20 protein-coding genes are annotated in these 24439 nt (G+C 37.5%); 14 read left to right on the top strand and 6 right to left on the bottom strand.

The window, feature by feature from the left end; genetic code table 11:
- Nucleotides 1–18: 18 nt before the first annotated feature.
- Nucleotides 19–711, top strand: coding sequence for an OmpW family outer membrane protein (locus EV201_RS10175; protein ID WP_130307462.1), 693 nt, complete (start codon nt 19–21; stop codon nt 709–711).
- Between the two features lie 33 nt (nt 712–744).
- On the opposite strand, the gene radC is transcribed toward EV201_RS10175, so the two are convergent.
- Nucleotides 745–1440: a RadC family protein gene (gene radC / locus EV201_RS10170; protein WP_130307461.1), complete on the bottom strand. Its 696-nt coding sequence runs from the start codon at nt 1438–1440 to the stop codon at nt 745–747.
- A gap of 219 nt (nt 1441–1659) precedes the next feature.
- Between radC and EV201_RS10165 the strand changes: the two genes are divergently transcribed.
- A complete protein-coding gene (locus EV201_RS10165) occupies nt 1660–2061 on the top strand; it encodes a T9SS type A sorting domain-containing protein (RefSeq protein WP_130307460.1) in 402 nt (133 codons plus the stop codon).
- A gap of 87 nt (nt 2062–2148) precedes the next feature.
- On the opposite strand, the gene typA is transcribed toward EV201_RS10165, so the two are convergent.
- Nucleotides 2149–3948 (bottom strand): translational GTPase TypA, encoded by a 1800-nt coding sequence (gene typA, locus EV201_RS10160; RefSeq protein WP_130307459.1) that lies wholly within the window; start codon nt 3946–3948, stop codon nt 2149–2151.
- Nucleotides 3949–4807: 859 nt separating this feature from the next.
- On the opposite strand from typA, the gene EV201_RS10155 reads away from it, so the two are divergent.
- The 3 genes from EV201_RS10155 to EV201_RS10145 all read left to right on the top strand — a co-directional run bounded on the left by EV201_RS10155 (nt 4808) and on the right by EV201_RS10145 (nt 10004).
- A complete protein-coding gene (locus EV201_RS10155) occupies nt 4808–7363 on the top strand; it encodes a TonB-dependent receptor (protein ID WP_242610472.1) in 2556 nt (851 codons plus the stop codon).
- A gap of 34 nt (nt 7364–7397) precedes the next feature.
- Nucleotides 7398–9062: a hypothetical protein gene (locus tag EV201_RS10150; protein ID WP_130307458.1), complete on the top strand. Its 1665-nt coding sequence runs from the start codon at nt 7398–7400 to the stop codon at nt 9060–9062.
- Nucleotides 9063–9248: 186 nt separating this feature from the next.
- On the top strand, nt 9249–10004 hold the full coding sequence (locus tag EV201_RS10145) for a hypothetical protein (RefSeq protein WP_130307457.1): 756 nt from the start codon (nt 9249–9251) through the stop codon (nt 10002–10004).
- Here EV201_RS10145 and EV201_RS10140 read toward each other — a convergent pair.
- The gene (locus EV201_RS10140) at nt 9969–10895 is read right to left on the bottom strand and encodes a CPBP family intramembrane glutamic endopeptidase (protein ID WP_130307456.1); all 927 of its coding nucleotides are present in this window, start codon (nt 10893–10895) and stop codon (nt 9969–9971) included. The two genes, EV201_RS10145 and EV201_RS10140, sit on opposite strands and share 36 nt — an antisense overlap.
- Nucleotides 10896–11136: 241 nt before the next feature.
- Between EV201_RS10140 and EV201_RS10135 the strand changes: the two genes are divergently transcribed.
- From EV201_RS10135 to EV201_RS10125, 3 genes are all read left to right on the top strand, one after another.
- Nucleotides 11137–11685, top strand: coding sequence for a 30S ribosomal protein S16 (locus tag EV201_RS10135; protein WP_130307455.1), 549 nt, complete (start codon nt 11137–11139; stop codon nt 11683–11685).
- Nucleotides 11686–11695: 10 nt separating this feature from the next.
- Complete coding sequence (gene rimM, locus EV201_RS10130; RefSeq protein ID WP_165389628.1) at nt 11696–12238, top strand: ribosome maturation factor RimM; 543 nt, start codon at nt 11696–11698, stop codon at nt 12236–12238.
- A gap of 279 nt (nt 12239–12517) precedes the next feature.
- Complete coding sequence (locus EV201_RS10125) at nt 12518–14179, top strand: diphosphate--fructose-6-phosphate 1-phosphotransferase (RefSeq protein WP_130307453.1); 1662 nt, start codon at nt 12518–12520, stop codon at nt 14177–14179.
- 68 nt (nt 14180–14247) lie between these two features.
- On the opposite strand, the gene EV201_RS10120 is transcribed toward EV201_RS10125, so the two are convergent.
- Both EV201_RS10120 and EV201_RS10115 read right to left on the bottom strand, forming a co-directional pair.
- Nucleotides 14248–14667 (bottom strand): acyl-CoA thioesterase, encoded by a 420-nt coding sequence (locus EV201_RS10120; RefSeq protein WP_130307452.1) that lies wholly within the window; start codon nt 14665–14667, stop codon nt 14248–14250.
- 69 nt (nt 14668–14736) lie between these two features.
- Complete coding sequence (locus EV201_RS10115) at nt 14737–14934, bottom strand: DUF6132 family protein (protein WP_130307451.1); 198 nt, start codon at nt 14932–14934, stop codon at nt 14737–14739.
- A 120-nt stretch (nt 14935–15054) separates the two neighbouring features.
- Between EV201_RS10115 and arsC the strand changes: the two genes are divergently transcribed.
- The 6 genes from arsC to EV201_RS10085 all read left to right on the top strand — a co-directional run bounded on the left by arsC (nt 15055) and on the right by EV201_RS10085 (nt 22804).
- Nucleotides 15055–15396 carry an arsenate reductase (glutaredoxin) gene (gene arsC, locus EV201_RS10110; protein WP_130307450.1) on the top strand — a complete coding sequence of 114 codons (342 nt, stop codon included), beginning with the start codon at nt 15055–15057 and terminating at the stop codon, nt 15394–15396.
- Nucleotides 15397–15450: 54 nt separating this feature from the next.
- Nucleotides 15451–16857, top strand: coding sequence for a class II fumarate hydratase (gene fumC, locus EV201_RS10105; protein WP_130307449.1), 1407 nt, complete (start codon nt 15451–15453; stop codon nt 16855–16857).
- An 11-nt stretch (nt 16858–16868) separates the two neighbouring features.
- Nucleotides 16869–17963, top strand: coding sequence for an endonuclease/exonuclease/phosphatase family protein (locus EV201_RS10100; RefSeq protein WP_130307448.1), 1095 nt, complete (start codon nt 16869–16871; stop codon nt 17961–17963).
- A gap of 164 nt (nt 17964–18127) precedes the next feature.
- Nucleotides 18128–19990: a methylmalonyl-CoA mutase family protein gene (locus EV201_RS10095; protein WP_130307447.1), complete on the top strand. Its 1863-nt coding sequence runs from the start codon at nt 18128–18130 to the stop codon at nt 19988–19990.
- 49 nt (nt 19991–20039) lie between these two features.
- On the top strand, nt 20040–22196 hold the full coding sequence (scpA, locus tag EV201_RS10090; protein ID WP_130307446.1) for a methylmalonyl-CoA mutase: 2157 nt from the start codon (nt 20040–20042) through the stop codon (nt 22194–22196).
- Between the two features lie 98 nt (nt 22197–22294).
- Complete coding sequence (locus EV201_RS10085; protein WP_130307445.1) at nt 22295–22804, top strand: thioredoxin domain-containing protein; 510 nt, start codon at nt 22295–22297, stop codon at nt 22802–22804.
- Between the two features lie 23 nt (nt 22805–22827).
- Here EV201_RS10085 and EV201_RS10080 read toward each other — a convergent pair whose 3' ends face one another.
- Entirely contained in the window at nt 22828–24408 is a 1581-nt protein-coding gene (locus EV201_RS10080) for a PorP/SprF family type IX secretion system membrane protein (protein ID WP_130307444.1), read from the bottom strand.
- Nucleotides 24409–24439 lie beyond the last annotated feature (31 nt).

Below are 24439 nucleotides of genomic sequence, written 5' to 3'. Positions count from 1 at the left end.
GGTTTTATTCCCCAAGCTATGAAAATTCTGCTTTTAGCTTTCCTCACACTACTATTAACTTCTTCAATTTCTGCCCAATATTACAATAAAGAAGATCGATTTATTGTTGGCTTAAATGGGGGAGTGGTGAAACCTTTAGGAGATTTTGCCGATGAAAGCAAACCAGGAATGGATTTGAATTTAAATGCGAAGATGCTTCTGAATCCCAGAATTGGTGTTGGTTTCTCCTTAGGTTTTATGAATTTTGGACAGAATGATGACCTTTGGGCAGGTGATACACGAGTAAAGAATGATGTCAAGTATCAGATAATACCTATCGTCTTTACAGGCACATATTTTATTCAGGCATACGATTTAGATTTCAGACCCTATGCATCAATTGGTTTTGGTTATTTTCTCTATCGAAATCATGTTGAGTCTACTCCAACCAACACGTATACGCCTATAAGATCTGAATATTCTGTATCAACAAGTAAACTTGGCTTAATGCCTAGCGTGGGTTTCATGTACAATATAAGCAAGACATTGGCTGTGGATGTCAACCTGAAGTATACTTATATTCCAAATTTTGAAGAAAAGCTAGAGAAAAAGAAAAGTAAACCTGCTGTCGATCCGGATATTGAGTTGACAGATCTCCAAAAATACAGATATCTGGGATTTGATAAAATTACCTCCGCTTCACTCACCGTAGGCTTGTACTATCGCTTTTAGTTTAATTATGAATTAATAATTATCAATTTATAATTAAAGAAGTCCTTCATCTGCAAAACTGTAATAGCCTTGATCGGCAATAATCAGGTGATCGAGTACCTCAATACTCATTAATTTACCAGCTTCCTTAGTTTTTTCGGTTAAATCTTTATCTGCTTCGGATGGTGTTAGATTTCCTGAAGGATGGTTGTGACACAAAATGATATTGGTAGACTCCAGTAGAATGGCATCCTTAAAAACTAGTCGCATATCGAATACAGTTCCAGTTATTCCACCAGACGAGACATTTTTCACCTCCAGTATTTTATTGCCTCGGTTGAGATAGACCACCCAGAATTCCTCATGGTTCAGATTTTCGACATAGGGTTGCAGCCTTTCATAGGCATCCATGCTGCTGGTGATTTTTATTTTTTGTTTCGATGGGAATGACTTTTGTCGACTTCCTAATTCAAGAGCAGCAATAATACTGATGGCCTTGGCTGATCCGATTCCAGGCGTTTTCATTAAATCTCGGATCGATTTTTTCGCCAATTCGTTTAAGTCATTCTGATTATCGGACAGGAGCATTTTAGCCACTTCTACGGCGGATTGTTTTCTGTTACCACTCCCAATAATAATGGCTATCAATTCGGCCGTAGAGAGGCTCTTTGAGCCTTTATACATCATCTTCTCTCGTGGACGATCTTCAAGAGCCCAATTTTTTATGCTGAGATTTTTATATTCACTCATTGCAGGATAGAATTAGTGCGTTATGTCAGATATTAGCTTACTAAATTTAATATTTAAAATTCAATAATGCTAACCATCAATATTCAGGGAATGGAATAATAAAAAATGTGAAATAGCTAGAATGTGAGAGTTGCTCAGCTATAAATTATTATCTTGCAAAAGATATTTATACACTGGCAATTTTGTTGGGCATTTAAACTGTATTCAGGGAAATAATATATGCTGAGACTTTTACTTGTAAAAAAACATCTCTTCTTATTGCTTGTTCTGCTTTTGACATCGACCTTCTATGCAAAAGCAGATGTGTCTGTGTGTACCTCTTTTTACGATGTCAAGAGTGAAAAAGGTTTTGATTCTATAAATATATCGACAGATTATTTGGATGATTTTGTAAAGAAAGAGCCTGGTTTTTACCCTAATCCTGTACATGATATTGTCAACCTCACAGCTCAGGAAGAGGTGCTTAGAGTTAGGGTGATTAGCCTCACAGGTAAAACGCTCATCGATATCAAAACCAAAGAAAAGACCATCAACTTGTCTAAGCTCTCCAAAGGGATGTATCTGATTAATTTTGATATGAAGGATGGTAAGCGAATTGCAAAAAAGTTAATTAAAAAATAGATGTTGACTTTCAGTCAGATCTGACAAAATAAAAAAGAGCCTTTGATTTCTCAAAGGCTCTTTTTGTATCTAAACTTAAGATCTGAATTACGCTTTCCCTGCTCTTTTACGATCAGTTTCTTTAAGCATGATTTTTCTTAAACGGATATTATTTGGCGTTACCTCAACATACTCATCCCCTTGGATATATTCCAAAGCTTCTTCAAGTGAGTGAATAACTGGAGGAGCTAGTCTTACCTTATCATCAGTACCTGAAGTACGCATGTTGGTTAATTTCTTAGTTTTGGTCACATTGATTACCAAGTCACCAGCACGGTTGTTTTCACCAATAACCTGTCCTTCGTAAATCTCAGTTGTTGGAGCAACAAAGAATGTTCCTCTATCCTGAAGTTTATTTAAAGCATAAGCAAAAGTAAGTCCGGTTTCCATAGCGATTAATGAACCATTAATACGTCCTGGAATAACACCTTTATGTGGTTGATACTCATGGAAACGGTGTGAAATTACAGCTTCTCCGGCAGTTGCAGTCAGCATTTGGTTTCTTAAACCAATGATACCACGTGATGGAATCTGGAATTCAAGGTGAATACGATCAGCCTTACGTTCCATAGTCAACATTTCACCTTTACGCTGAGTTACAATCTCGATTGCTTTTCCTGAAACATCTTCCGGAAGGTCGATATATAGAATCTCGATTGGTTCACATTTTTCACCATCAATATTTTTGATGATAACTTGTGGCTGACCAACCTGAATTTCATAACCTTCGCGACGCATGGTTTCAATCAGTACAGATAAATGAAGCACACCACGTCCGAATACGATGTATGAATCAGCTGAATCAGTTGCTTCAACTCTAAGAGCAAGATTTTTTTCCAGCTCCTTATTCAATCGATCAATTAAGTGACGAGAAGTAACATATTTACCATCTTGTCCGTAAAATGGAGAATTATTGATGGTAAACAACATACTCATTGTTGGCTCGTCAATTGCAATTGGCTTTAAAGGCTCAGGATTCTCGACATCACAAATTGAATCTCCAATATCAAAACCATCGATACCAACCAAAGCACAAAGCTCGCCTGAAGCGACTGATTGTACTCGTTCTTTTCCAAGACCGGTAAAGACGTGTAGTTCTTTAATTCGTTGTTTCTTAATGCTGCCATCAGGTTTAACCAAAGTCACATCCATACCTTCGCGAAGTTCACCACGGTGAAGACGACCTACAGCAATACGACCTACATAAGCAGAATAATCAAGAGATGTAATCAACATCTGAGGTGTACCCTCGATAGTCTTAGGCTCAGGAATAAATTCGATAACTGCATCAAGAATAGCCGTAATGTCAGTCGTTGGCTTTTGCCAGTCGGTAGACATCCAGCCTTGTTTTGCCGAACCATAAATGGTTGGAAAGTCTAGTTGTTCTTCATTTGCCTCAAGGTTGAACATCAAGTCAAAAACTTGCTCTTGAACCTCTTCAGGACGACAGTTAGGTTTGTCAACCTTATTGACAACAACAACTGGCTTTAAACCTAAGTTCAATGCTTTCTGCAATACAAAACGAGTTTGAGGCATGGTTCCTTCAAAGGCATCTACTAAAAGCAAAACCCCATCAGCCATGTTCAATACACGCTCTACTTCACCACCAAAGTCGGAGTGACCTGGTGTGTCAATAATATTAATTTTAACACCTTTATATTCTAAAGAAACGTTTTTCGATAGAATTGTAATGCCTCGTTCACGCTCCAAATCGTTGTTGTCTAGAATCAACTCACCCGGAGTTTCATTCTTTCTGAAAATGTCGCTGTGCATTATCATTTTATCAACCAATGTTGTTTTCCCATGGTCTACGTGGGCGATAATGGCAATGTTTCTTAGTTTTCTCATGTTCTTATTGGCTTAACTAAGGAGATAATCACAAATTTCAGATCTTTATCACAACTTATCTCCATGATGATGTTTAATACAAATTGCTAAAAGTGATTTCCCAGAGTATTTACAGAATAAATTTGCAATCCATATTGTGCATTTCTTACAATCAATAACTTAATTATAATCATTGTTTTAGAGTTGATTGTCTTGCTTTAAATGCGGCTGCAAAAGTACAGTTTATTTTTGTGAAAATATCAATTTTGCCGAATTTAATTTTAAGGAAACGTTTTCTGTTTAATATCTTAAGGTAGAGTTAACATGAAAGCTTGATTAATTTGCTTGTTTTGCAGTGTTGACGTTCTGAAAATATTTGTGGGAATTGAAGTATAGAAATAAAGTCTGAAATCAATTGAATATGCATATTTAGATGCTTTTAAAAAAGGCTTCGAATACCTGCTATTCCGAGCAGTTTAGTGTGTGTTGAGTTTGTTTGTAGATGGTTTAAGTTCTTTATATCAAGGTGATAATCTTGGTTTAGCTAAAAAAATGCTATATTCAGTCACCCATTTTAAGTTTTTTTGTTTTTGGAATGTGTTTATCCTTTATTGGAATTGATAAATCGGAGAGAAAAGTCTGTAATAGATGACTGAATCACATTTTTTTCGATGAACATTTGAAAAAAAGCGATGAATACCTAAAAATAGGATTCTTAATTTTTGTTAAATTATATTTAACTAACCATTTTTGTGAACGAATTCAGGACGTGAAAACGTTTGAGTTCAACAACCATTTTGTGATCCGGATCTCTCAGTGAGGGTGAAATGTTTTTCTGTGGCCTGAGGGCTACAAAATCACTAATCTAACAATTCATTTTATGAAAAAAGCGATGAGAAGTATTTTGTCAATGGCAGCACTGATGATGTTGTCTGTTGCAGCTATTGCTCAAACCACTGTGAAAGGAGTGGTTGTAGATGGGAGTACCAATGAAACTTTACCTGGTGCTTCTGTTGTTATTCCTGGTACAGCAACAGGAACAGTTACGGGTTTTGATGGCGCCTTTGTTTTGGAGGTACCTAATGGAACTAAAACAATTTTAGTAAGTTTTGTGGGCTTCCTTGATAAGGAACTGACATTGAACGGAACACAAGATTTTGGTACAATTAAACTTGAATCAGATGCTGTTGGTCTTAATGAAGTAAGCGTAATGGCTTCTATTGTTACTGACCGTCAGACACCAGTAGCTGTTTCAACAATTAGTGCTGAATTAATTGAAAATAAGTTGGGGGCTCAGGAATATCCTGAAATCTTAAAAACCACACCATCAATCTTTACTTCGAAAGAAGGTGGAGGATTTGGTGATGCAACAGTTTATGTTCGTGGTTTTGACTCAAACAACGTTGGGGTATTGATTAACGGTATTCCTGTTAACGATATGGAAAACGGTAAGGTTTATTGGTCAAACTGGGCTGGTCTTTCCGACGTATCCAGAACCATGCAGGTTCAGCGTGGTTTAGGAGCATCTAAGCTTGGTCTTTCATCTGTTGGAGGTACAATTAATATCCTTACAAAATCAACTGATGCAGAAAAAGGTGGTGTTGTAAAAACAGGTGTTGGTAATGCTGGTTATAGAAAACAATTATTTTCAGTATCGACTGGCTTAATGGATAACGGTTGGGCAGTTACATTATTAGGTTCACATACTTATGGGAATGGTTATGTAAGAGGTACTGACTTTGATGCTTGGTCATACTATGCAAATGTTTCTAAAAAAATCAATGAAAAACACACCATGTCTTTCATGATTACAGGTGCACCACAATGGCATAACCAAAGAGGAAATAAACACACAATCCAGCAGTATCGCGAAAATAAGCATGAGGAGAAATATAACTCTGATTATGGTATTCGTGAAGGAAAGATATATGGAGGTGGATATGGTTATAATTACTACCATAAACCACAAGCACAGTTGAATCACTATTGGAACATCAACGATGAAACCTTATTAACTACATCTCTTTATGGGTCTATAGGATCAGGTGGTGGACGTCGAATTTCCGGTGCTATGGGATCTAAGTGGTTAGGCGTAAACAATAAGACTGGAGAAGATGATCCTGAGATTATGAGAACAGGTGATGGCTTATTAGATTTTGATGGTGTAGCTGAAAGAAATGCAACTTATACTGCTGAAGGTTCACAAGCTATTGTTGGTAATTCAGTTAATAATCACTCTTGGTATGGTTTGTTATCTTCATTGTCAACAACTAAAGACCAGATTACTTATACTGGTGGGTTAGACTTAAGATATTATAAAGGTGAGCACTATAGAGAAGTTGAAGATCTATTAGGTGGTGCTTTTTTCCTTGATAATTCAGATATGAACCGTGAAGAAGATGAATGGCTGAAAAAAGGAGACAAGTACTCTTACTATAATGATGGTAAGGTATTATATACTGGGTTATTCGGTCAGGCTGAATATGCTGGTGATAATGTTACTGGTTTTGTTTCTGCAGCTTTCTCAAGAAAATCGTATAAGCGTGTAGATTATTTCCAGTATAAGCCAGGAAATCAGGAGACAGACTGGCAACACTTCTTCCCTTGGAATGTAAAAGCAGGTGTTAGCTATAAATTCAATTCTATTCATTCTGTATTTGGTAACGCTGGTTACGTTCAGAGAACACCATATTTTTCTAATGTGTTCTTGAATTACAAAAATGATATAAATGAGGATGTGAAGTATGAAAAGATCATAACTTCTGAAATTGGCTATAAGTATGACGCTCCAAACTTTAATGCTAAGGTGACTCTTTATAGAACTCAATGGAAAGATAGAGGTTTAGTTCAGTCATTAGGACAAGAAAAGGTTAACCTAAGTGGTTTAAATCAATTACACCAAGGAATTGAATTTGAAGCAGAGTATAAACCATCTAAAAAATTGAGTGTTAATTTAATGTTCTCTCTTGGAGATTGGACCTATGAGGATGATGTGTATGCAGCTAAATATGATGAAGATACTAACGAACTTCTTGGAGAGTTTAGTGCTTTAATTAAGGATGTTCATGTTGGTAATTCAGCACAAATGACAGGTTCAGCTTCTATTAGTTATGAAGTATTGCCAAAGTTAAGATTAAGTGCTGACTATCTTTATTATGGAAAGCATTATGCAGACTTTGATGCATCTAAGCGTGGTGCAGATTCTGTTCTTGGTGATGCTTGGGAAATGCCGGATGTTGGCCTAGTTGACTTAGGTTTCAACTATAGATTTGATATAGCAGGATTAAAGGCTTCTGTGTATGGAAATATGAATAATGTTTTTGATACAGAGTATATTTCAAAGGCTCAGGATGGTACAAATCATATATCTAATGATGCTTTGGTATACTATGGATTTGGAAGAACGTGGTCAGCAGGTTTAAAAGTTAAGTTTTAATCTAGCTTTTGTTTAATAAAAAAAATATAGACAGATGAAGAAATTAATATATATGGCATCAATTCTGGCATTGACCTTCACTTCTTGTGATCCAATGGAGGATGTGTATGATGAAGTAGACAAGGCTAATGCAGAAGAGTTAGCTGATAAGAAGTTTTACTCAGATAAAACGCTTATTGAAGATGGATATAGATTAGTTGATGCTGATTTTGAGTTGTCAACTAATGAGGATGTTAAGAATTATAAAAACTTCTCAATATCTCTAACAGCTGCTGAGTTCTTACCAGAAATCTTAACTAATAAGATGTTGTATGGTGAGACTGGAGTTGAGTATAAAGTTTGGTTTGATTATTACAGAGGAAAGTCTGAGGAGTTGTCAAACTATAGAAATGAGCATGAAGTAAGTACTGGTGAGTATACAGCTATTGGAGGTGTTATTGCTGATTTAGGATATTTTACATCTGATATAAAATCAGGTGATAAGGCTGATGAAATTTTAAAGGCAGCTTACTCTGATGCTGTAAAAGGCGATGTTCAAAAGTTGATCTCAAAAGGTGCAGCTAGTAAATCATATAAATTTGAAGATGTTTCTATAGAAGCATCTGAGAAATTTGAAATGTCTAAGGATGATTTTGGTGTAATTTTAGCATCTGTTGAAGCTGATGATACTAAAAAGCATTTAGTAGATGGAACACTTGAATACTATTACGGAGCTAATTCTAAGTATGGTAACTTTGAAGCAAGAACTAGTAAGTGGATGGCAAAAGATGAGTATAAGGATATGGATGAAGCTGATCTTGAAGATTTGATTTACAATCGTCAAATTGAAGCTGTAATTATTGCTCTAAAGGCTAAATTTCCTGAAGCTCAGATTAATGATGCGTCTGGTAAGAAAATCATATATATCGTAGAATACAGTGTTTATGACGGTTCTACTAAAGATAATATGGTAAGGTTTGAGTGTACTTCAGCTGGTCCAAATCCCGAGTTTGCTAAAGTAGGGAGTATGTATGTTAATACAATGCATCAATTTTATATGTACAATGGAAGTGTCTGGAATCAAATTGATAATGATTTAGAAGTTCTTGATGATAAGGAGAATAATCTTGCTCTTGCCTACACATTGGAGTATAATGATTATAAATTAATGGGTGATGGTGATGGTCAACCTGGTGAGTACGGAAACTTTAGCTCTAGTGCTGATCCAAATCATTATCTTCCAACCTTCATGAATAATAAGTGGGCATATGCACAAGATGATGAGGTAAAACTTATTATTTATAAGTACTACAACTCAGGTGTAACTGAACTTCGTGTTGACGAGTATACTTTCAATAAAGAAACAAAATGGATGTTAACAGCTACTACTGTAGATGGAAGTGCCATGGTTGCATTTAAGGATAAAATCTGGATCTACGTACCGCCTATCAAGTTGATAAAGACTGAAAAGGATGCTACTGAAACATATGAGTTGACTGCTGCTGATTATGAGCTTGTGGGGAATGGAAGATATGGGAACTTTGATACCCGTTCAGGCGAAGATGAAGAGGATGAGGCTGTTATAGTTGAGAAATTAACAAAGATTCTTAAGGCTAACTATTCTTTAAAGGTTGGTGATGTTTTTGAAGTGACTTATAAGTATTATGATGGTGCTGCAAAAACAGGAACTATGAAATTGGAGGCTGTTGCTGATAATTAATCTATCTAAGAATTAATAGATATTAAAAGCTGCCCATGGGGGCAGCTTTTTTTATTTAACAGAAAAACATTTTGGTAAGCAAATATGGGTGATTCATAAAAAGGCAAGCTGCTAAATTGCGAAGACCCTGATCTCTTGAGTAAAATTTCATACCTTCGTATAGATCAACTCTAAAGACTACCTAATATGCCTTATCGTCGACTACCTAATACCGATTTAGCTCGAATAAGAGCTTTGCGTTCTGCCCAGGATATGGGAGAGATTTTATCTTCTTCTGAATTAGGGTTTTCGTTTAATCTACTTAGGAAACTTCATGATTTTTTGCCTCATTTTGAATTGGCTATTCGGAATCATCATCAGGCTATAGCTGAGCAATCTTCAAAAAGTAAAGAGTATAACGAAAGGCAAAAGAAAGCGAGACTTTATGTCTCTCATTTTATTCAGGTGCTTAATTTTACCATTGCTCGCGAGGAGTTGAAACCGGAAGTACGTGAATTCTATGGCTTAAATATCAATTCTCAAAATATCCCGTCCCTGGTTAAGGATGTGAAACTGATTGAGTGGGGAGAAAAGTTGATCGAAGGAGAACGCCTACGTGTGGGAGCAGGTGGCAATCCTATTTATAGCCCATCTATAGCATTGGTTAGAGTGAATTGTGATCGATTTAAAGACGCCTATAAGCATCAAAAAACCTTGCAGAGTAATACGCAACGATTTTCAGAACAGGTGGCTCAGAGGCGGCATGAGGCTGATCAGCTCATTCTTGATATTTGGAATGAGGTAGAATTGCATTATAAAGACAAGCCGGAAGATGAACGTCGCGAAATATGCATGCGTTATGGTTTGGTATATGTGTGGCGAAAATCAGAATTGGAACGAAAGAAACAGTTAGAATCGGTAGAAAGTTCAACTCTCGATTTGCCTTTTTCGAGTTTTGAATAAGTGGTAGGTTAAAATTGAGAATAGGATGAGGGAGATGATACTTGTTTCCCACATGAGATCAGAAGAACCAATGCTATCGGCTTTTTCAGGTAATTGTCCTTTATCGATAAAGTAGCTGGCAGAAACCGCTAAGCCATTATTGACTAGATGGGCAAGAATGGGGACCCACAATGAGCCTGTCCAAACCAAAAGATAGCCAAAGAGCATACCTAGGAAAAGTCGGGGAAAGAATCCGAAAAACTGCATGTGCAGTGCAGAAAAACAGACGGCTGAAATAAAAATCCCCCAATGAACACTTCCTGTCCATTTGGAGAGTTGCTTCTGTAAAACCCCTCTAAAAAGGAGTTCTTCACCCAGTGCTGGAATTACAGCTATAAGAACAAGATTGAGGAGCAAATCGCCAATATTGTTCATGTATAAGAATTTCTCTGTGACTAAAGCGGCCTTTTCTTCGGACTGACGCATCCATTGCTCAAGATCCTTTAAGAAATCAGGAAAATGGATATGCGAATTCAGTTCGCCCATCATATTGATTAGGGGAAGAGAAACAAGTACGAGTAAAAATGCCTGAAAAAAGGTGGAAAACCTGGGCAGTTGATTGATTTGAAGATAAGCTCTTACATTTGAGGAAAGCAGATAGGCGATAATAAAAGGGGGTAGAATAAACATCCCCGTTGAATAGATGGCCTGATAGAATTTTAGGGCAGGGATATTAGGATGGGTTCCATTAATATCGAATGCTGCAGTATCAGTCATAATATTGAGACCAAAAAATAGGTAACATAGCAGAGACCCTACAAAAAGAAGAATGAAGCTTGTACCAACAACCAGACTAAGGCTTAACAGAATTTGATTGAAATTCGATAATTGAGTGAATCGTCCCTTTAGCATACTGATGTTTTTTAGATATCAAGCAAAAATAGGGATTTCTAACGGAATTTTGAGCTATTTGAATTCAGCTACAATATTGAATTACGAATATGGATTAATAATCAGGATGAATAGGAGTTAATCTATCTCTTTTATAAGTGATTGAAAATATTTGAGAAAGCTATTTTATATCAAAAATAAACATGTATCTTTGTCGCGCTTAATAAAAGCAATTTTATAACTATTTATATTAAAAAAAGCTATGGCAACAAAGATTAGATTAGCCCGACATGGTCGCAAAGGTAGACCATTTTACCACATTGTGGTAGCAGATAGCAGAGCGCCACGTGATGGTAAGTACATTGAGCGTATTGGATCTTACAATCCTAATACAAACCCAGCTACCATTAACCTTGACTTTGATAAAGCATTGACTTGGTTAAACAATGGTGCACAACCAACTGACACTGCAAGAGCAATTTTATCTTACGAAGGTGTAATGATGAAAAAGCACTTACTAGGTGGTGTTAAAAAAGGAGCTTTTGACGAAGCTGCTGCTGAAGTAAAATTCGAAGCTTGGAAAAAAGAGAAAGAAGCTAAAATCAACGCTAAGAAAGAAGGTCTTTCTACAGCTGCTGTTGATTCTGCTAAAGCTCGTTTAGAAGCTGAGATGAAAGTTTCTGCTGATAGAGCTGAAGCTATTGCAAAAAAAGCTGCAGATGCTGCTGCTGAATTAGCTGCTGCTGAAGCTGCTAAGAATGCTCCGGAAGAAGCTGCAAATGAAGAAGGAACAGAATCTACTGAAGCTTAATTTATTTTGCATGTTTAAGAAGGAAGATTGTTTTTTTGTGGGGAGTTTTATCAAAACTCATGGAGTAAAAGGTGAACTTGTAGCAAAAAAATCTGGCGATCTTCTCGAAAAATATAAATTGGAATCAGTCCTTGTCGATATAGACGGAGGACTGGTTCCTTTTTTCATTACCCCCAACGGTTTAACCCCAAGAAACCATGCCACAGTTCGTATTCTTCTCGAGGATATGGAGAACGAGGCAAAAGCAACCCGTTTCATTGGTTGCGATATTTATGTCCCTTTTAAGGATGCTCCCGATTATTTCGAAGATAAGGATGAGATTGAAGCAAGTGCTTTAATTGGCTTTACTTATATCGATGAGGAAAGAGGTGAAATTGGAACTATTGAAGATATCCAAGACTTTTCCGGTAATATTGTTTTGGTACTGGAATTAAATGGACAGGAAGTGATGATTCCTTTTGCTGATGAAAATTTCGTCGAGATTGATGAAGATGATAAATCCATTACAATGATTACGCCTGAAGGATTGATCGATCTATACCTTGAAGATTAAAGACCTTTCTTTATCCCTATTTTGATTTCCCGAATCTAAATCTGAGTTCAAATTATTCCCTCCAAGCTTTTTTTTGAAGCCTTAAATCCTTTCTGAAGCTCTTTTTTAAGAGTGTCTTTAGATTATTATGATTTGTAACTAAACAGTTTAGTTTTATCTTGTCAGATCTATTTATTTTACCGACATTTGTCGCAAACGTTTGAAATAGGCACTTGGAAGATTATCCTGAGTGCTTATAGTGTTTACAACCATTTTTGATTTAAGATTAATTTCTAAGAAATGATTAAGAGTCCACTTCAAAAGGCAAGATCCCAATACATTCCCAAATTACCCCAATCATTAGAAGAAAGTGTAAGCCTGATTACAGGTGAAGCGAGCGAATCAGTAGCTGACCAGAAAGCTATAAAAGACATGTTTCCCCATACTTACGGATTGCCCTTAGTAACTTTTGCACCAGGTGAATTTTCCGAAAATCAAATTTTAAATGTGGGTGTTGTGCTTTCAGGAGGACAAGCTCCGGGTGGGCATAATGTCATTTCGGGACTTTTTGATGCGCTCAAAAAATTAAATAAGAAAAACCAATTGTATGGTTTTATTGGTGGCCCTGATGGTTTACTAAATAATTCGTTTATCGAACTCGATGAAGATATTGTTGATGAATACAGAAATACGGGTGGATTTGATATTATTGGTTCTGGCAGAACAAAGATTGAGGATGAAGCGTCTTATGATTTGGTAATTGGCAATTGTTTGAAAAATGATATCAATGCACTTGTAATTGTTGGTGGAGATGATTCAAATACCAACGCTTGTGTGCTTGCAGAATATTTCAAAGAGAAAAATGTTGGCATTCAGGTTATCGGTTGTCCCAAAACCATCGATGGTGATTTAAAAAATGATTTTATCGAAACATCGTTTGGTTTCGATACAGCTTGCAAGGTCTATAGTGAGTTGATTGGAAATATTCAGAGAGATGCAAACTCGGCAAAAAAATATTGGCATTTTATTAAATTAATGGGCCGTTCGGCTTCACATATCAGTTTGGAATGTGCGCTTAAAACCCAGCCCAATATTGCGATTATCTCAGAAGAAATTGAAAAATATAAGCTGACCCTAAATAAGATTGTAGGTCAAATTGCAGAGATTGTCAAGAAGAGAGCGAATAAAGGGGAAAACTTTGGAACGGTTCTTATTCCAGAAGGGCTGGTTGAGTTTATGCCTTCAATCAAAAAATTGATTGCCGAATTAAACGATATTCTGGCCTCAAAACCTGAATACTATCTTCTTAAAACCAATCAGGAAAAAAGAGCTTTAATAACAGAAGCTTTAAGCGAAGAATCGGCCAAGGTCTATTCCAGTTTGCCTGATTCTTTTGCCAAACAACTGACGTTTGACAGAGATCCACATGGAAACGTACAGGTTTCTAAAATTGAAACAGAGAAGTTGCTGATTGATATGGTAACGGATCGTTTGGCCAAGGATCAATCCTTTCAAGGAAAATTCAATGCGCAAAATCATTTCTTCGGTTACGAAGGGCGTTGTGCTGCTCCCTCTAATTTTGATGCAGATTATTGTTATTCTCTAGGCTATACGGCGGCATTATTGATTAATGCAGGCAAAACGGGGTATATGGCTTTTATTAAAAATACGGCTCAAAGTTCAGAGAACTGGATTGCTGGTGGTGTGCCTATTACTATGATGATGAATTTGGAAAGGAGAAATGGCTATGTGAAACCCGTTATACAAAAAGCCTTGGTTGATTTAAAAGGGAATCCATTTCTCGTGTTCCGATCTAAGCGTAAAGAGTGGGCAAGCAATACGTCATACATCTATCCGGGACCGATTCAATACTTTGGACCAGGCGAGGTTTGTGATGCCCCATCAGAAACCCTTTTGCTCGAAAAAGAATCGCTTTTACAGGAAGAACCTGTTACGGTATAGTTTTTAGAAGAAGCGCCAATCTACTTTCCAGATTAGCGCTTTTTTATAAATTTTAGGTCTTATCGGTTTTAACCAATCGTAGTCTCTTCAAATTCTCTAATGCGAATCTTGAGTGTCTCAGGCACACTAATGCTTTCTCCCAACTTTTGGCTATAGGCAACCATCACCTGACTTGTTTGAGTCTTAATCTCACCTGTAATGGCATCGACAATATTTTGAGTCATGCCTACACTTTTGTTCCCAATTTTGTGGATGCAAGTATGAACTTCGATTTTGTCTTTTAAAAGGATAGGAGCTAAGTAGTCTATTTCGAGATGTGCAACAATTAATGCCGCATCATTCCAATCAATAGTTTGTCCATAAACTTGTTCGAAATAATCTAAACGACCCAAATCGAGATAGCTTAATTGTACGCCATTATTAACGTGTCCCATGATATCGATATCGCCAAAGCGAATTTGTATTTTCTTTTTGTGATTGCAGTCCATAATTTTGTTTTGAGAAAGCAAAATTAGAAATTATTCATTAAAGATGCTTGAATTCAGACTTGAAAGTATTTATTTATCTTTCTTAGGTCTCAACATGGAGCCAATGAGTACCCCCATGACGAGTCCATAAGGCACCATAGAGTACCAGTTAGCCTGAATAGGACAGGTACCACTTATACAGCCTACATATTTCCAGTAGAGGTATCCGCCAATGATACCAACAATACCACCTATTATTTCGAATTTTCTGTTTTTAATCAGCTTCATTATCTAAAATTAATTTAAGGGTAAATTTATCATTGTTTTTCTTCTTTAAGACCTTGAAGTATTTATTTCTCAAGCAAAACTTTATGCCTAACTTTGTTATTCAAACCTTAAAAATAAAGTATGTTGAAGATTTACCACAACCCGCGCTGTTCAAAATCACGTGCAGCACTTGCCTATTTAGAAGAAAAAGGACTGAAGCCAGAGATTCGTTTGTATTTAAAAGAACCTTATACCGTTGAAGAAATGGAAGATGTTCTGAAGCGAATGAATAAGGAACCTCAGGAGATTGTTCGAACCCATGAAAAGTTGTATAAAACAGATTATAAGGATAAGATTTTTAATCACGATGAGTGGATTAAGATTCTTTTGGAGTCCCCTCAGCTGATTCTGCGTCCAATTGTTGTGAACAATCACAAGGCGATTTTTGCAGTTCCGGCTGAAGAAATGGATTCGATTTTATAATATTCTGTTGCTGCTTTATCTTTTGAATAAGTTATTAACCGAAACTCATTAAAAATGAAATACAGGTTAGAGTATGATACACTTGGAGAGGTTAAGGTTCCTGTAGACAAATATTGGGGAGCTCAAACTCAAAGGTCCCTTGATAATTTTCGGATAGGACCGGAGGCTTCAATGCCTATAGACTTGATCAGAGCGTATGGCTATGTAAAGAAAGCAGCAGCATATACCAATCATCAGTTGGGCGTGTTAAGTTCTGAAAAGAGAGATTTAATAGCTGCCGTTTGTGATGAGATTATTCGGGGGGAGCTTGATGAACACTTTCCTCTGGTTGTATGGCAAACCGGTTCGGGAACCCAAACCAATATGAATGTGAATGAGGTGATTTCGAATCGGGCTCATGTTTTGAAGGGGAACGTGTTGGGGAAAAGGATTCCATTTCTTCATCCCAATGATGATGTAAACAAATCTCAATCATCTAACGATACTTTTCCAACAGCAATGCATATTGCAGCCTATATTAAATTGGTCAATCTGACCATCCCATCTATAGAGTTTTTAAGGAATATTTTTGATGATCAGGCGAAAGCCATGAACGATGTCATTAAGATTGGGCGGACTCATTTGATGGATGCAACGCCTCTCAGTTTGGGACAAGAGTTTTCGGGATATGTTTCTCAATTGGATCATGCCTTAAAGGCGATTCAAAACAGTCTGCCTCATTTAAGTGAAATAGCTATGGGGGGGACAGCGGTTGGTACGGGATTGAATGCTCCGGCGAATTATGCAGAGATTGTTGCAGACTATGTCTCAAAATTTACAGGATTGTCTTTTAGGTCGGCTGGAAATAAATTTGAAGCCATGGCTTCTCACGATGCATTTGTTGAGGCACATGGAGCACTAAAACAAACAGCTGTGTCACTTTTGAAAATGGCTAATGATATTCGTCTGATGGCCTCGGGGCCACGTGGAGGTATTGGAGAATTAATCCTCCCGGCTAATGAACCCGGATCGTCAATTATGCCTGGGAAAGTAAATCCTACGCAGGTTGAAGCTTTAAGTATGGTTTGTGTTCAGCTTATGGGGAATGACACAACGATTACTATTGCAGGATCAAGCGGACAATTTGAGTTGAATGTTTTTAAACCCCTTATCATTTATAACTTTTTAGAATCGGCTCAATTGCTTGGTGATGCCTGTGTTTCCTTTGCTAAGAACTGCATAGAGGGACTTCGTCCTGATAAAGCAAGAATAAAGGTACATCTTGATAATTCCCTGATGTTGATAACGGCTTTAAACACACACATAGGATATGAAAAATCAGCAGAAATAGCTAGAAAAGCCTATGTGGAGAATAAAAGCCTGCGAGAGTCAGCCCTTGAATTGGGCTATGTCAGTCAGGAAGAATTTGATGAATGGGTTGATCCTAAAAAAATGATCGATCCAGAAAAGAATCACAATTAAGTTGGAAATTCATGTTGAAGTTAACGATCAGTAATCATATGAAGACTCTAGGGAAAATATATTTGCTTATTCTATCCATTTTGACAGCTGCTTGTGATCCTTTTGGAACGAAGCTAGGGGAAGAAGTCAGTTATTTTGAAGCTGCTGAGCCTGAAAATATCACATTTCCTGACACGCTTAAAGTGATGAACTGGAATGTAAAGTTTGGTGGAGGGCGAATCGATTTCTTTTTCGATTGCCATGGGGATAGGGTAATTATGGAAAAGGAAGAGGTCGAAAATAACATGACACTTTTGGCTGAGAAGATTCGGGAGGTAAATCCTGATATTCTCTTTTTACAGGAAGTGGATACCGATGCCAAACGATCGGCTTTTATGAATCAGGTGCAGTATTTACTTGATAATACAGAACTTAATTTTGGTGTTTATGCCTCGCAATGGAAAGCGAAGTATATTCCCAGCGATGGGATTGGTAAGATGAATTCCGGTAATGCGATTTTGAGTAAGTGGGAGCTAACTGATGCAAAAAGAATAGCCTTACCTCTTATTGAAGAACAGAATTTTATTGTCCGTTATTTTTATTTAAAGCGGAACCTCTTGCATGCAAAATTGAAATATTCAGGCGGGGAACTGAATCTACTCAATACACACGCATCAGCCTATGCAAAGGACAATACAAAGAAGCAGCAGCTCGAAATAATTAAACATTATGCTGATTCTTTAAATTCTAAGGAACAGTCTTTTATATTGGCAGGTGATTTCAATGCGTTACCTCCCAATACGAAGCAAACGCAAAATTTTGACGATTCCGTTTGTGAGGATGCTGATTACGAAGCGGATGATTACAGTGCTGAAACCGATTGGATGATGCCCTATTACGAGACTTATGAGTCAGCAATTTGTTTGGGTGAGTATTCCAATGATAATGACAGGCATTTTACACATACCACAGACAAGAATGGCTTTTGGAATCGTAAAACGGATTACATTTTCACCAATAGAAATTTTGTTTCGGGGTCTGGAACAACAATTCAGGATTGGATGGAAGCGTCTGATCATGCACCAATAACAGCAAATTACGAGTTAGAAATTACGAATGAAAAATAATGGAAACACAGCTTATTTTTTCGTAATTCGTAATTGAAAAACGCGTAATCAAGAAGTGGTTTATTAAACATGATACAAAACATTAAAATTTTCATTCCCTAAATGATAAAAAGGCCGTATTTTTAGGCTCTAATTTTAAAACAGTTACATTAACAGTTACAGTTATGGCAGATAATAAACTTTTTAGTGACTTTGCTCCTCAATCAACTCAAGAGTGGATTGACAAAATCACTAAAGACCTTAAAGGGGCTGACTTTGATAGAAAGTTAGTTTGGAGAACGAATGAAGGATTCAATGTACAGCCTTTCTACAGACTGGAGAACATGGATGACAAAGCCTTCATGAATACTTATCCAGGAGACTTTCCATATGTTCGTGGAAATAAGAAGGATAACAATGATTGGTTAGTTCGCCAGGATATTATTGTTGAAGATGTAAAAGCAGCCAATGCAAAGGCTCTTGATATCTTGAACAAAGGTATCGATTCAGTGGGATTCGTTCTAAACTGGAAATCAATCAGCAAAGAAGAATTAGCAACTTTGTTGGATGGCATCTATATGGATTGTGTTGAAATTAACTTCACAAAATCTCATTCTTCAGTTGAACTTATTCAGAATTTGCAAGCTCTTGCTACTGAAAAAGGAATCGATTTGGATAAAGTTAAAGGTGGTGTTTCTATAGACCTTCTTTCTGGTTTCAGTACAACTGGTAACTTTTGCCATTCAGAAGAGAGTTCTTTCAACTATCTTAAAGAAGTTATTGAAGCAGCAAAATCCCTTCCTAACTATAAGGTTATTGCAGTTGGTGGAAGTTTATTCAACAACTCAGGATCTTCAATTGTTGAAGAATTAGGTTTCTCTTTAGCAGCAGGTGCTGAATACCTTGGACGAATGATCGATGCAGGTCTTTCAGTTGATGAGGTTGCTCCTAAAATCCGTTTTAACTTTGCAACAAGCTCTAAGTATTTCATGGAGATTGCGAAGCTAAGAGCAGGTCGTATGCTTTGGGCAAACATTGTAAAAGCATTTGGTGCTTCAAACGAAGCTGTTTGCAAAATGTTTGTACACGGGGAAACATCAGATTGGAACAAATCTGTTTATGATCCATATGTGAACATGTTGCGTACTCAAACAGAGGCTATGTCTGCTGTTTTAGGTGGTTTGGATTCATTTACAGTTAAGCCTTTCGATTCTGTTTTTGCTGAATCATCAGTATTCTCTGAAAGAATTGCTCGTAACCAACAATTATTATTAAAAGAAGAATCGCACTTGGGTAAGATTGCTGACCCTGCTGCAGGTTCATACTATATCGAGACTTTAACTGAATCAATCGCTGATGAGGCTTGGAAATTATTCCTAGCTGTTGAAGACAAAGGTGGATACCTTGCTGCTTTCAAAGCTGGATTTATTCAGGAAACGATTAAAGCGACTGCTCAGAAAAGAGATTTAGCTATCGCGACTCGTAAAGAAAACTTCTTAGGAACGAACCAATTCCCTAACTTCGGTGAGGTGTTGGAAACAATTCCAGAATCAGTTCTTACTCCAGAAGATAAAACTGCTGACAATGCAGTTTGCGAAACTTTGAAGCCATACCGTGGTGCACAAGCTTTTGAAGCGCTTCGTAATAAGACTGATATTTACGCTAAGGAAAACGGTCGTCCTAAAGTGATGATGTTCCCTATTGGTAACTTGAATATGCGTAAGGCTCGTGCACAGTTTGCATGTAACTTCTTTGCTTGTGCCGGATTCGATGTTGAAGACCACAACGGTTTTACTTCAGTTGAAGAAGGTGTGAAATTCGTAACAGAGAAGAATGCTAAGATTGTTGTGCTTTGTTCATCAGATGATGAGTACGCAACGATTGCTCCTGAGCTTTTTGAAGCACTTAAAGGTAGTGCAACTCTTGTTGTGGCAGGTGCTCCTGCATGTGCTGACGAGTTAAAAGCTAAGGGTATTGAGAATTTCGTTAATGTGAAATCTAACGTTCTTGAAACTTTAAAAGCATATCAAGCCGAGTTAGGAATTTAATTAGTGAATTTTAAATTATTAGGAAACACTAATTGCAAAAAAGAAGAAAATGAAACCAAATTTTAAAGATATAAATATCAAGTCATCTCAAAGAGCTGTAGCGACTTCTCAGGAATGGGAAAAGGAAAACGGCATTGAAAAATCTTGGATGACACCAGAGCAAATTCCGGTTAAAACAGCTTTTAACAAGGAAGATTTAGAAGGTATGGAGCACTTGAACTATGTTTCAGGTTTGCCACCATTCCTACGTGGACCTTATTCAGCGATGTACCCATTGCGTCCATGGACAGTTCGTCAGTACGCAGGTTTCTCTACTGCTGAAGAATCAAATGCATTCTACCGTCGTAACCTTGCTGCTGGTCAGAAAGGTCTTTCTGTAGCATTTGACTTGGCTACTCACCGTGGATACGATTCAGATCATCCTCGTGTAATTGGTGATGTAGGTAAGGCTGGGGTTGCTATTGACTCTATTCTTGATATGGAGATCCTTTTCGATCAGATTCCATTGAACAAGATGTCTGTTTCTATGACGATGAATGGTGCTGTACTTCCGGTATTGGCTTTCTATATTGTTGCTGGGTTGGAACAAGGTGCTAAGTTGGAAGAACTTTCAGGTACGATTCAAAATGATATCCTTAAGGAATTCATGGTGCGTAACACATACATTTACCCACCAGAGTTTTCTATGAAAATTATTGCTGACATTTTCGAGTATACTTCTCAGAAGATGCCTAAGTTCAACTCTATTTCTATATCGGGTTACCACATGCAAGAAGCAGGTGCTACTGCAGATATCGAGTTGGCTTATACCCTTGCTGATGGTCTTGAGTACTTGAAGAAAGGTGTTGCTGCAGGTATGGACGTTGATGCTTTTGCACCTCGTTTGTCTTTCTTCTGGGCGATTGGAATGAATCACTTCATGGAGATTGCTAAGATGCGTGCAGGTCGTTTATTATGGTCTAAGATTGTAAAACAATTCAATCCTAAGAATCCTAAGTCAATGGCGTTACGTACTCACTCACAGACTTCAGGTTGGTCATTAACTGAGCAGGATCCTTTCAATAACGTTGGACGTACTTGTATCGAAGCGATGGCTGCTGCATTGGGTCACACTCAATCGTTGCATACCAATGCATTGGATGAGGCGATTGCATTGCCAACTGACTTCTCTGCACGTATTGCTCGTAATACTCAGATCTATATTCAGGATGAAACAACAATCTGTAAGGCGGTAGATCCATGGGCTGGTTCATACTACGTTGAGTCATTGACTCAGGAGTTGGTAGATAAAGCTTGGGCTCATATCGAAGAGGTTGAGAAATTAGGTGGTATGGCTAAGGCGATTGAGTCTGGTATTCCAAAACTTCGTATCGAAGAGGCTGCTGCTCGTACTCAAGCTAAGATTGATGCCAATACGCAGACTATTGTAGGAACGAACAAATACCGTCTAGAGAAGGAAGATCCATTGGATATTCTTGAAGTAGATAATACTGCTGTACGTGTAGCTCAAATCGAAAGATTGAACAAGCTACGTGCTAACCGTGACGAGGCTGCTGTTCAGGCTGCTCTTGAAGCGATTACTGCATGTGCAAACGGAGGTGAAGGTAACCTATTGGATCTTGCTGTTCAGGCTGCACAATTACGTGCTTCTCTTGGTGAGATTTCTGACGCATGTGAGAAAATTTGTGGTAGATATAAAGCTGTAATTAGAACTGTATCAGGCGTGTATTCATCAGAATCAAAACAAGATGCTGACTTTGCTAAAGCAAAAGAGTTAGCTGATAAATTTGCAGAAATGTCAGGACGTCGTCCTCGTATCATGGTTGCAAAAATGGGTCAAGACGGTCACGACCGTGGAGGTAAAGTTGTTGCTACAGGTTTTGCTGATATAGGATTCGACGTGGATATGGGACCATTGTTCCAAACTCCGGAAGAGTCTGCTAAGCAAGCGGTAGAAAACGATGTACACATTGTTGGTGTTTCTTCATTGGCTGCTGGTCACAAGACTTTGGTTCCTGCTATTATCGAGGAATTGAAGAAACTTGGACGTGAGGATATCATGGTGACTGCAGGTGGTGTGATTCCAGCTCAGGATTACGATTTCTTATACGAGGCTGGTGTTGTTGGTGTATTTGGTCCTGGAACCAAAGTATCACGTTGTGCCATCCAAATGTTGGAATTACTTATTGAAAACAATCAGGAGTAATCTACTTCCGATTCACTATATTAAAAACCTGCCAATTAATTGGCAGGTTTTTTTGTGGAATTAATTATCTTTCTGACTAACGACTAAATTTAGAAATAATGAAGATTCAAATTATAATTTTTGTATTAAGCCTGGTTTCTTTAACCGGAATGGGACAAAAGGTGAATCAGCTTAAAATGGATGATTGGGTTGAGGGGGAAATTCTCTTTGGTCAGATTAATTTGGAAGGCTTACAAGGCTCGCTTTGTTCTGAATGGTTTAAGCCTGAATTTGAGGCTTATAAGATAGATGCAAACTTGTTGTCGGAACTAAGGAAAAAGAAGCTCTCAGGCCTTAAAATGAAGCTGATATTGGGAACCTGGTGCCACGATAGTCATCAACAAGTACCACGTCTGATCAAGTTGTTTGAGGCGATAAAATTTCCTTTGTCAAATCTAGAAATGTTTGCCATGGACACCTATAAAAAGGCTCCCGGTATCGACATTAAAGCACTGGATGTGAAATTGGTTCCTACTTTGATCATCTACAAGGGATCAAGAGAGTTAGGCAGAATCATTGAAAGTCCTAAAGTTAGTCTGGAAGCTGATTTACTTGAGATCCTAAAGTAAGGATCCCATACGTATTAATTTACCTATTCATAAGAATACATTTCAAGGTATACTCGTCGATTGAAAGCTCGACTTTTTTCATTCGTATTTTCAATTAATGGAGACGCTTCTCCATGAGGAAGAATGATAATTCGATTCTCGGGGACAATGTGTTTAATCAGATAATCATGAAGAGTCACCAGGCGTTTATACGCAAGTTCTCTATTGAGCTTTTCTGAGCCAATATCGTCAGTATGGCCATGTAGTTTCAATACATAGTCATTGTGCTCCCGCATGATATCGATAATTTGATCAGCTTTTTCTTTTGAGAGATCCGTCAGGTTGGATTTTCCAAATTCAAAAAACAAGTTTTCCAGCTTTTTATCAAGAGGAATACGTCTCTCTGTCTTTTCCGGGCAACCATTGTTGGTGAAGCTTCCTGGTTTATCAGGGCACATGTCTTCACTATCAACAATACCATCCTTATCGGTATCTAATGAGCATCCCCTGTCATCAACCCTGTAAAAAGGAGGGGTGTGGGGGCAATTGTCATTTTCATCAGGTACGCCATCTCTATCCTGATCATTCAGTCGACTATCTGCAGCATACTTTTCAAGTTCTTCTTCTAAGCGGTTTATCCGCTGGTATTTGTCTTGCAAGATATCTCTTAGATATTTCAATTCTCTTTTTTCTTTTTCATGAGACGTCTTACTGAAAGAATAGCCGATTAAGAATTCATGATTGGTTGTCGAAATATGGGCTGTATTCTGTGTATTTACATTGTATGAATAGCCGACTTTGAGATTATTTAAAACATTGACACCAAGGTTTAGGCCAATGGCATACTTATTCCTGTAATTGACTGCAAACCATCCTTTGTTTTTAAGTTTGAGTAAGGCGTTGATATCAAACTGTAAGGGACTATTTTTGATATATCGCATCATGAAATTGGGCACAAATGAGAGATCTTTTATATTGGTGATCGGAATTTCATAGCTTCCTGATAAGAGAAAATGGCGCGATTGTCTGTATAGGTCGTTGGCATCGTATTTCGATAGGTTGGACTGATTAATCAGTTGCGGTATAGCAAAGCCTAGGGTGAGTTGTTTGTTGGTGTAATAGGCACCTATATTAGCTATAAATTCGGTGTTGTTATAATGATCGCCCTGTAAGAGTTCATCGTTCATATCAGCATTGGCTTTGCCTAAATTTAAGCGGAAATCTGAAAGTCCTACTGAAAGCCCTAAGCGGAGGAATTGTCTATCGTCTATTTTAATTCGGTACGCATATGCAAATTCAGCTTGCGTTGTATTGAAGATGTCAATATTATTATTGGTCAGATTAATTCCAATACCATACTTTCCCTCTTTCAAACCAGCATCAAGGGTAAAGGAATGAAAGGTTTGTCCACCATCAAAATCTCTGAATTTTTCGTTTCGCAATAGGTAGGCCTGGACTTGATTATTGAACCCGACAGCAGCAGGATTATAAATACCAGGATTGATATAATATTGATCAACCAAAGAAACCTGTTGGGCTTCAACCTGAGCTAAGAAACAGAATACGAGCATAAAGCAGGTTGAAATAAATCGGAAGAGAGGGGTTTGGGTATAGCGTTTTCTCATGGAAGAGTCTTGTGTTTAAATCAAAATCTTT

The organism is Ancylomarina subtilis, assembly GCF_004217115.1.
GTDB classification, from domain to species: Bacteria; Bacteroidota; Bacteroidia; order Bacteroidales; family Marinifilaceae; genus Ancylomarina; species Ancylomarina subtilis.
The sequence above is the reverse complement of the archived record's forward strand: the minus strand, read 5'-3'. Positions and strand labels throughout refer to the sequence as shown.

Bases quoted from the DNA above. Each gene is read 5' to 3' on its own strand.
- radC (WP_130307461.1), bottom strand. From the start codon at position 1,440: ATGAGTGAATATAAAAATCTCAGCATAAAAAATTGGGCTCTTGAAGAT.
- EV201_RS10165 (WP_130307460.1), top strand. From the start codon at position 1,660: ATGCTGAGACTTTTACTTGTAAAAAAACATCTCTTCTTATTGCTTGTT.
- scpA (WP_130307446.1), top strand. From the start codon at position 20,040: ATGAAACCAAATTTTAAAGATATAAATATCAAGTCATCTCAAAGAGCT.
- EV201_RS10135 (WP_130307455.1), top strand. From the start codon at position 11,137: ATGGCAACAAAGATTAGATTAGCCCGACATGGTCGCAAAGGTAGACCA.
- EV201_RS10175 (WP_130307462.1), top strand. From the start codon at position 19: ATGAAAATTCTGCTTTTAGCTTTCCTCACACTACTATTAACTTCTTCA.
- EV201_RS10120 (WP_130307452.1), bottom strand. From the start codon at position 14,667: ATGGACTGCAATCACAAAAAGAAAATACAAATTCGCTTTGGCGATATC.
- EV201_RS10150 (WP_130307458.1), top strand. From the start codon at position 7,398: ATGAAGAAATTAATATATATGGCATCAATTCTGGCATTGACCTTCACT.
- EV201_RS10080 (WP_130307444.1), bottom strand. From the start codon at position 24,408: ATGAGAAAACGCTATACCCAAACCCCTCTCTTCCGATTTATTTCAACC.
- EV201_RS10095 (WP_130307447.1), top strand. From the start codon at position 18,128: ATGGCAGATAATAAACTTTTTAGTGACTTTGCTCCTCAATCAACTCAA.
- typA (WP_130307459.1), bottom strand. From the start codon at position 3,948: ATGAGAAAACTAAGAAACATTGCCATTATCGCCCACGTAGACCATGGG.
- EV201_RS10125 (WP_130307453.1), top strand. From the start codon at position 12,518: ATGATTAAGAGTCCACTTCAAAAGGCAAGATCCCAATACATTCCCAAA.
- EV201_RS10115 (WP_130307451.1), bottom strand. From the start codon at position 14,934: ATGAAGCTGATTAAAAACAGAAAATTCGAAATAATAGGTGGTATTGTT.
- EV201_RS10155 (WP_242610472.1), top strand. From the start codon at position 4,808: ATGAAAAAAGCGATGAGAAGTATTTTGTCAATGGCAGCACTGATGATG.
- EV201_RS10145 (WP_130307457.1), top strand. From the start codon at position 9,249: ATGCCTTATCGTCGACTACCTAATACCGATTTAGCTCGAATAAGAGCT.
- EV201_RS10085 (WP_130307445.1), top strand. From the start codon at position 22,295: ATGAAGATTCAAATTATAATTTTTGTATTAAGCCTGGTTTCTTTAACC.
- arsC (WP_130307450.1), top strand. From the start codon at position 15,055: ATGTTGAAGATTTACCACAACCCGCGCTGTTCAAAATCACGTGCAGCA.
- EV201_RS10140 (WP_130307456.1), bottom strand. From the start codon at position 10,895: ATGCTAAAGGGACGATTCACTCAATTATCGAATTTCAATCAAATTCTG.
- rimM (WP_165389628.1), top strand. From the start codon at position 11,696: ATGTTTAAGAAGGAAGATTGTTTTTTTGTGGGGAGTTTTATCAAAACT.
- EV201_RS10100 (WP_130307448.1), top strand. From the start codon at position 16,869: ATGTTGAAGTTAACGATCAGTAATCATATGAAGACTCTAGGGAAAATA.
- fumC (WP_130307449.1), top strand. From the start codon at position 15,451: ATGAAATACAGGTTAGAGTATGATACACTTGGAGAGGTTAAGGTTCCT.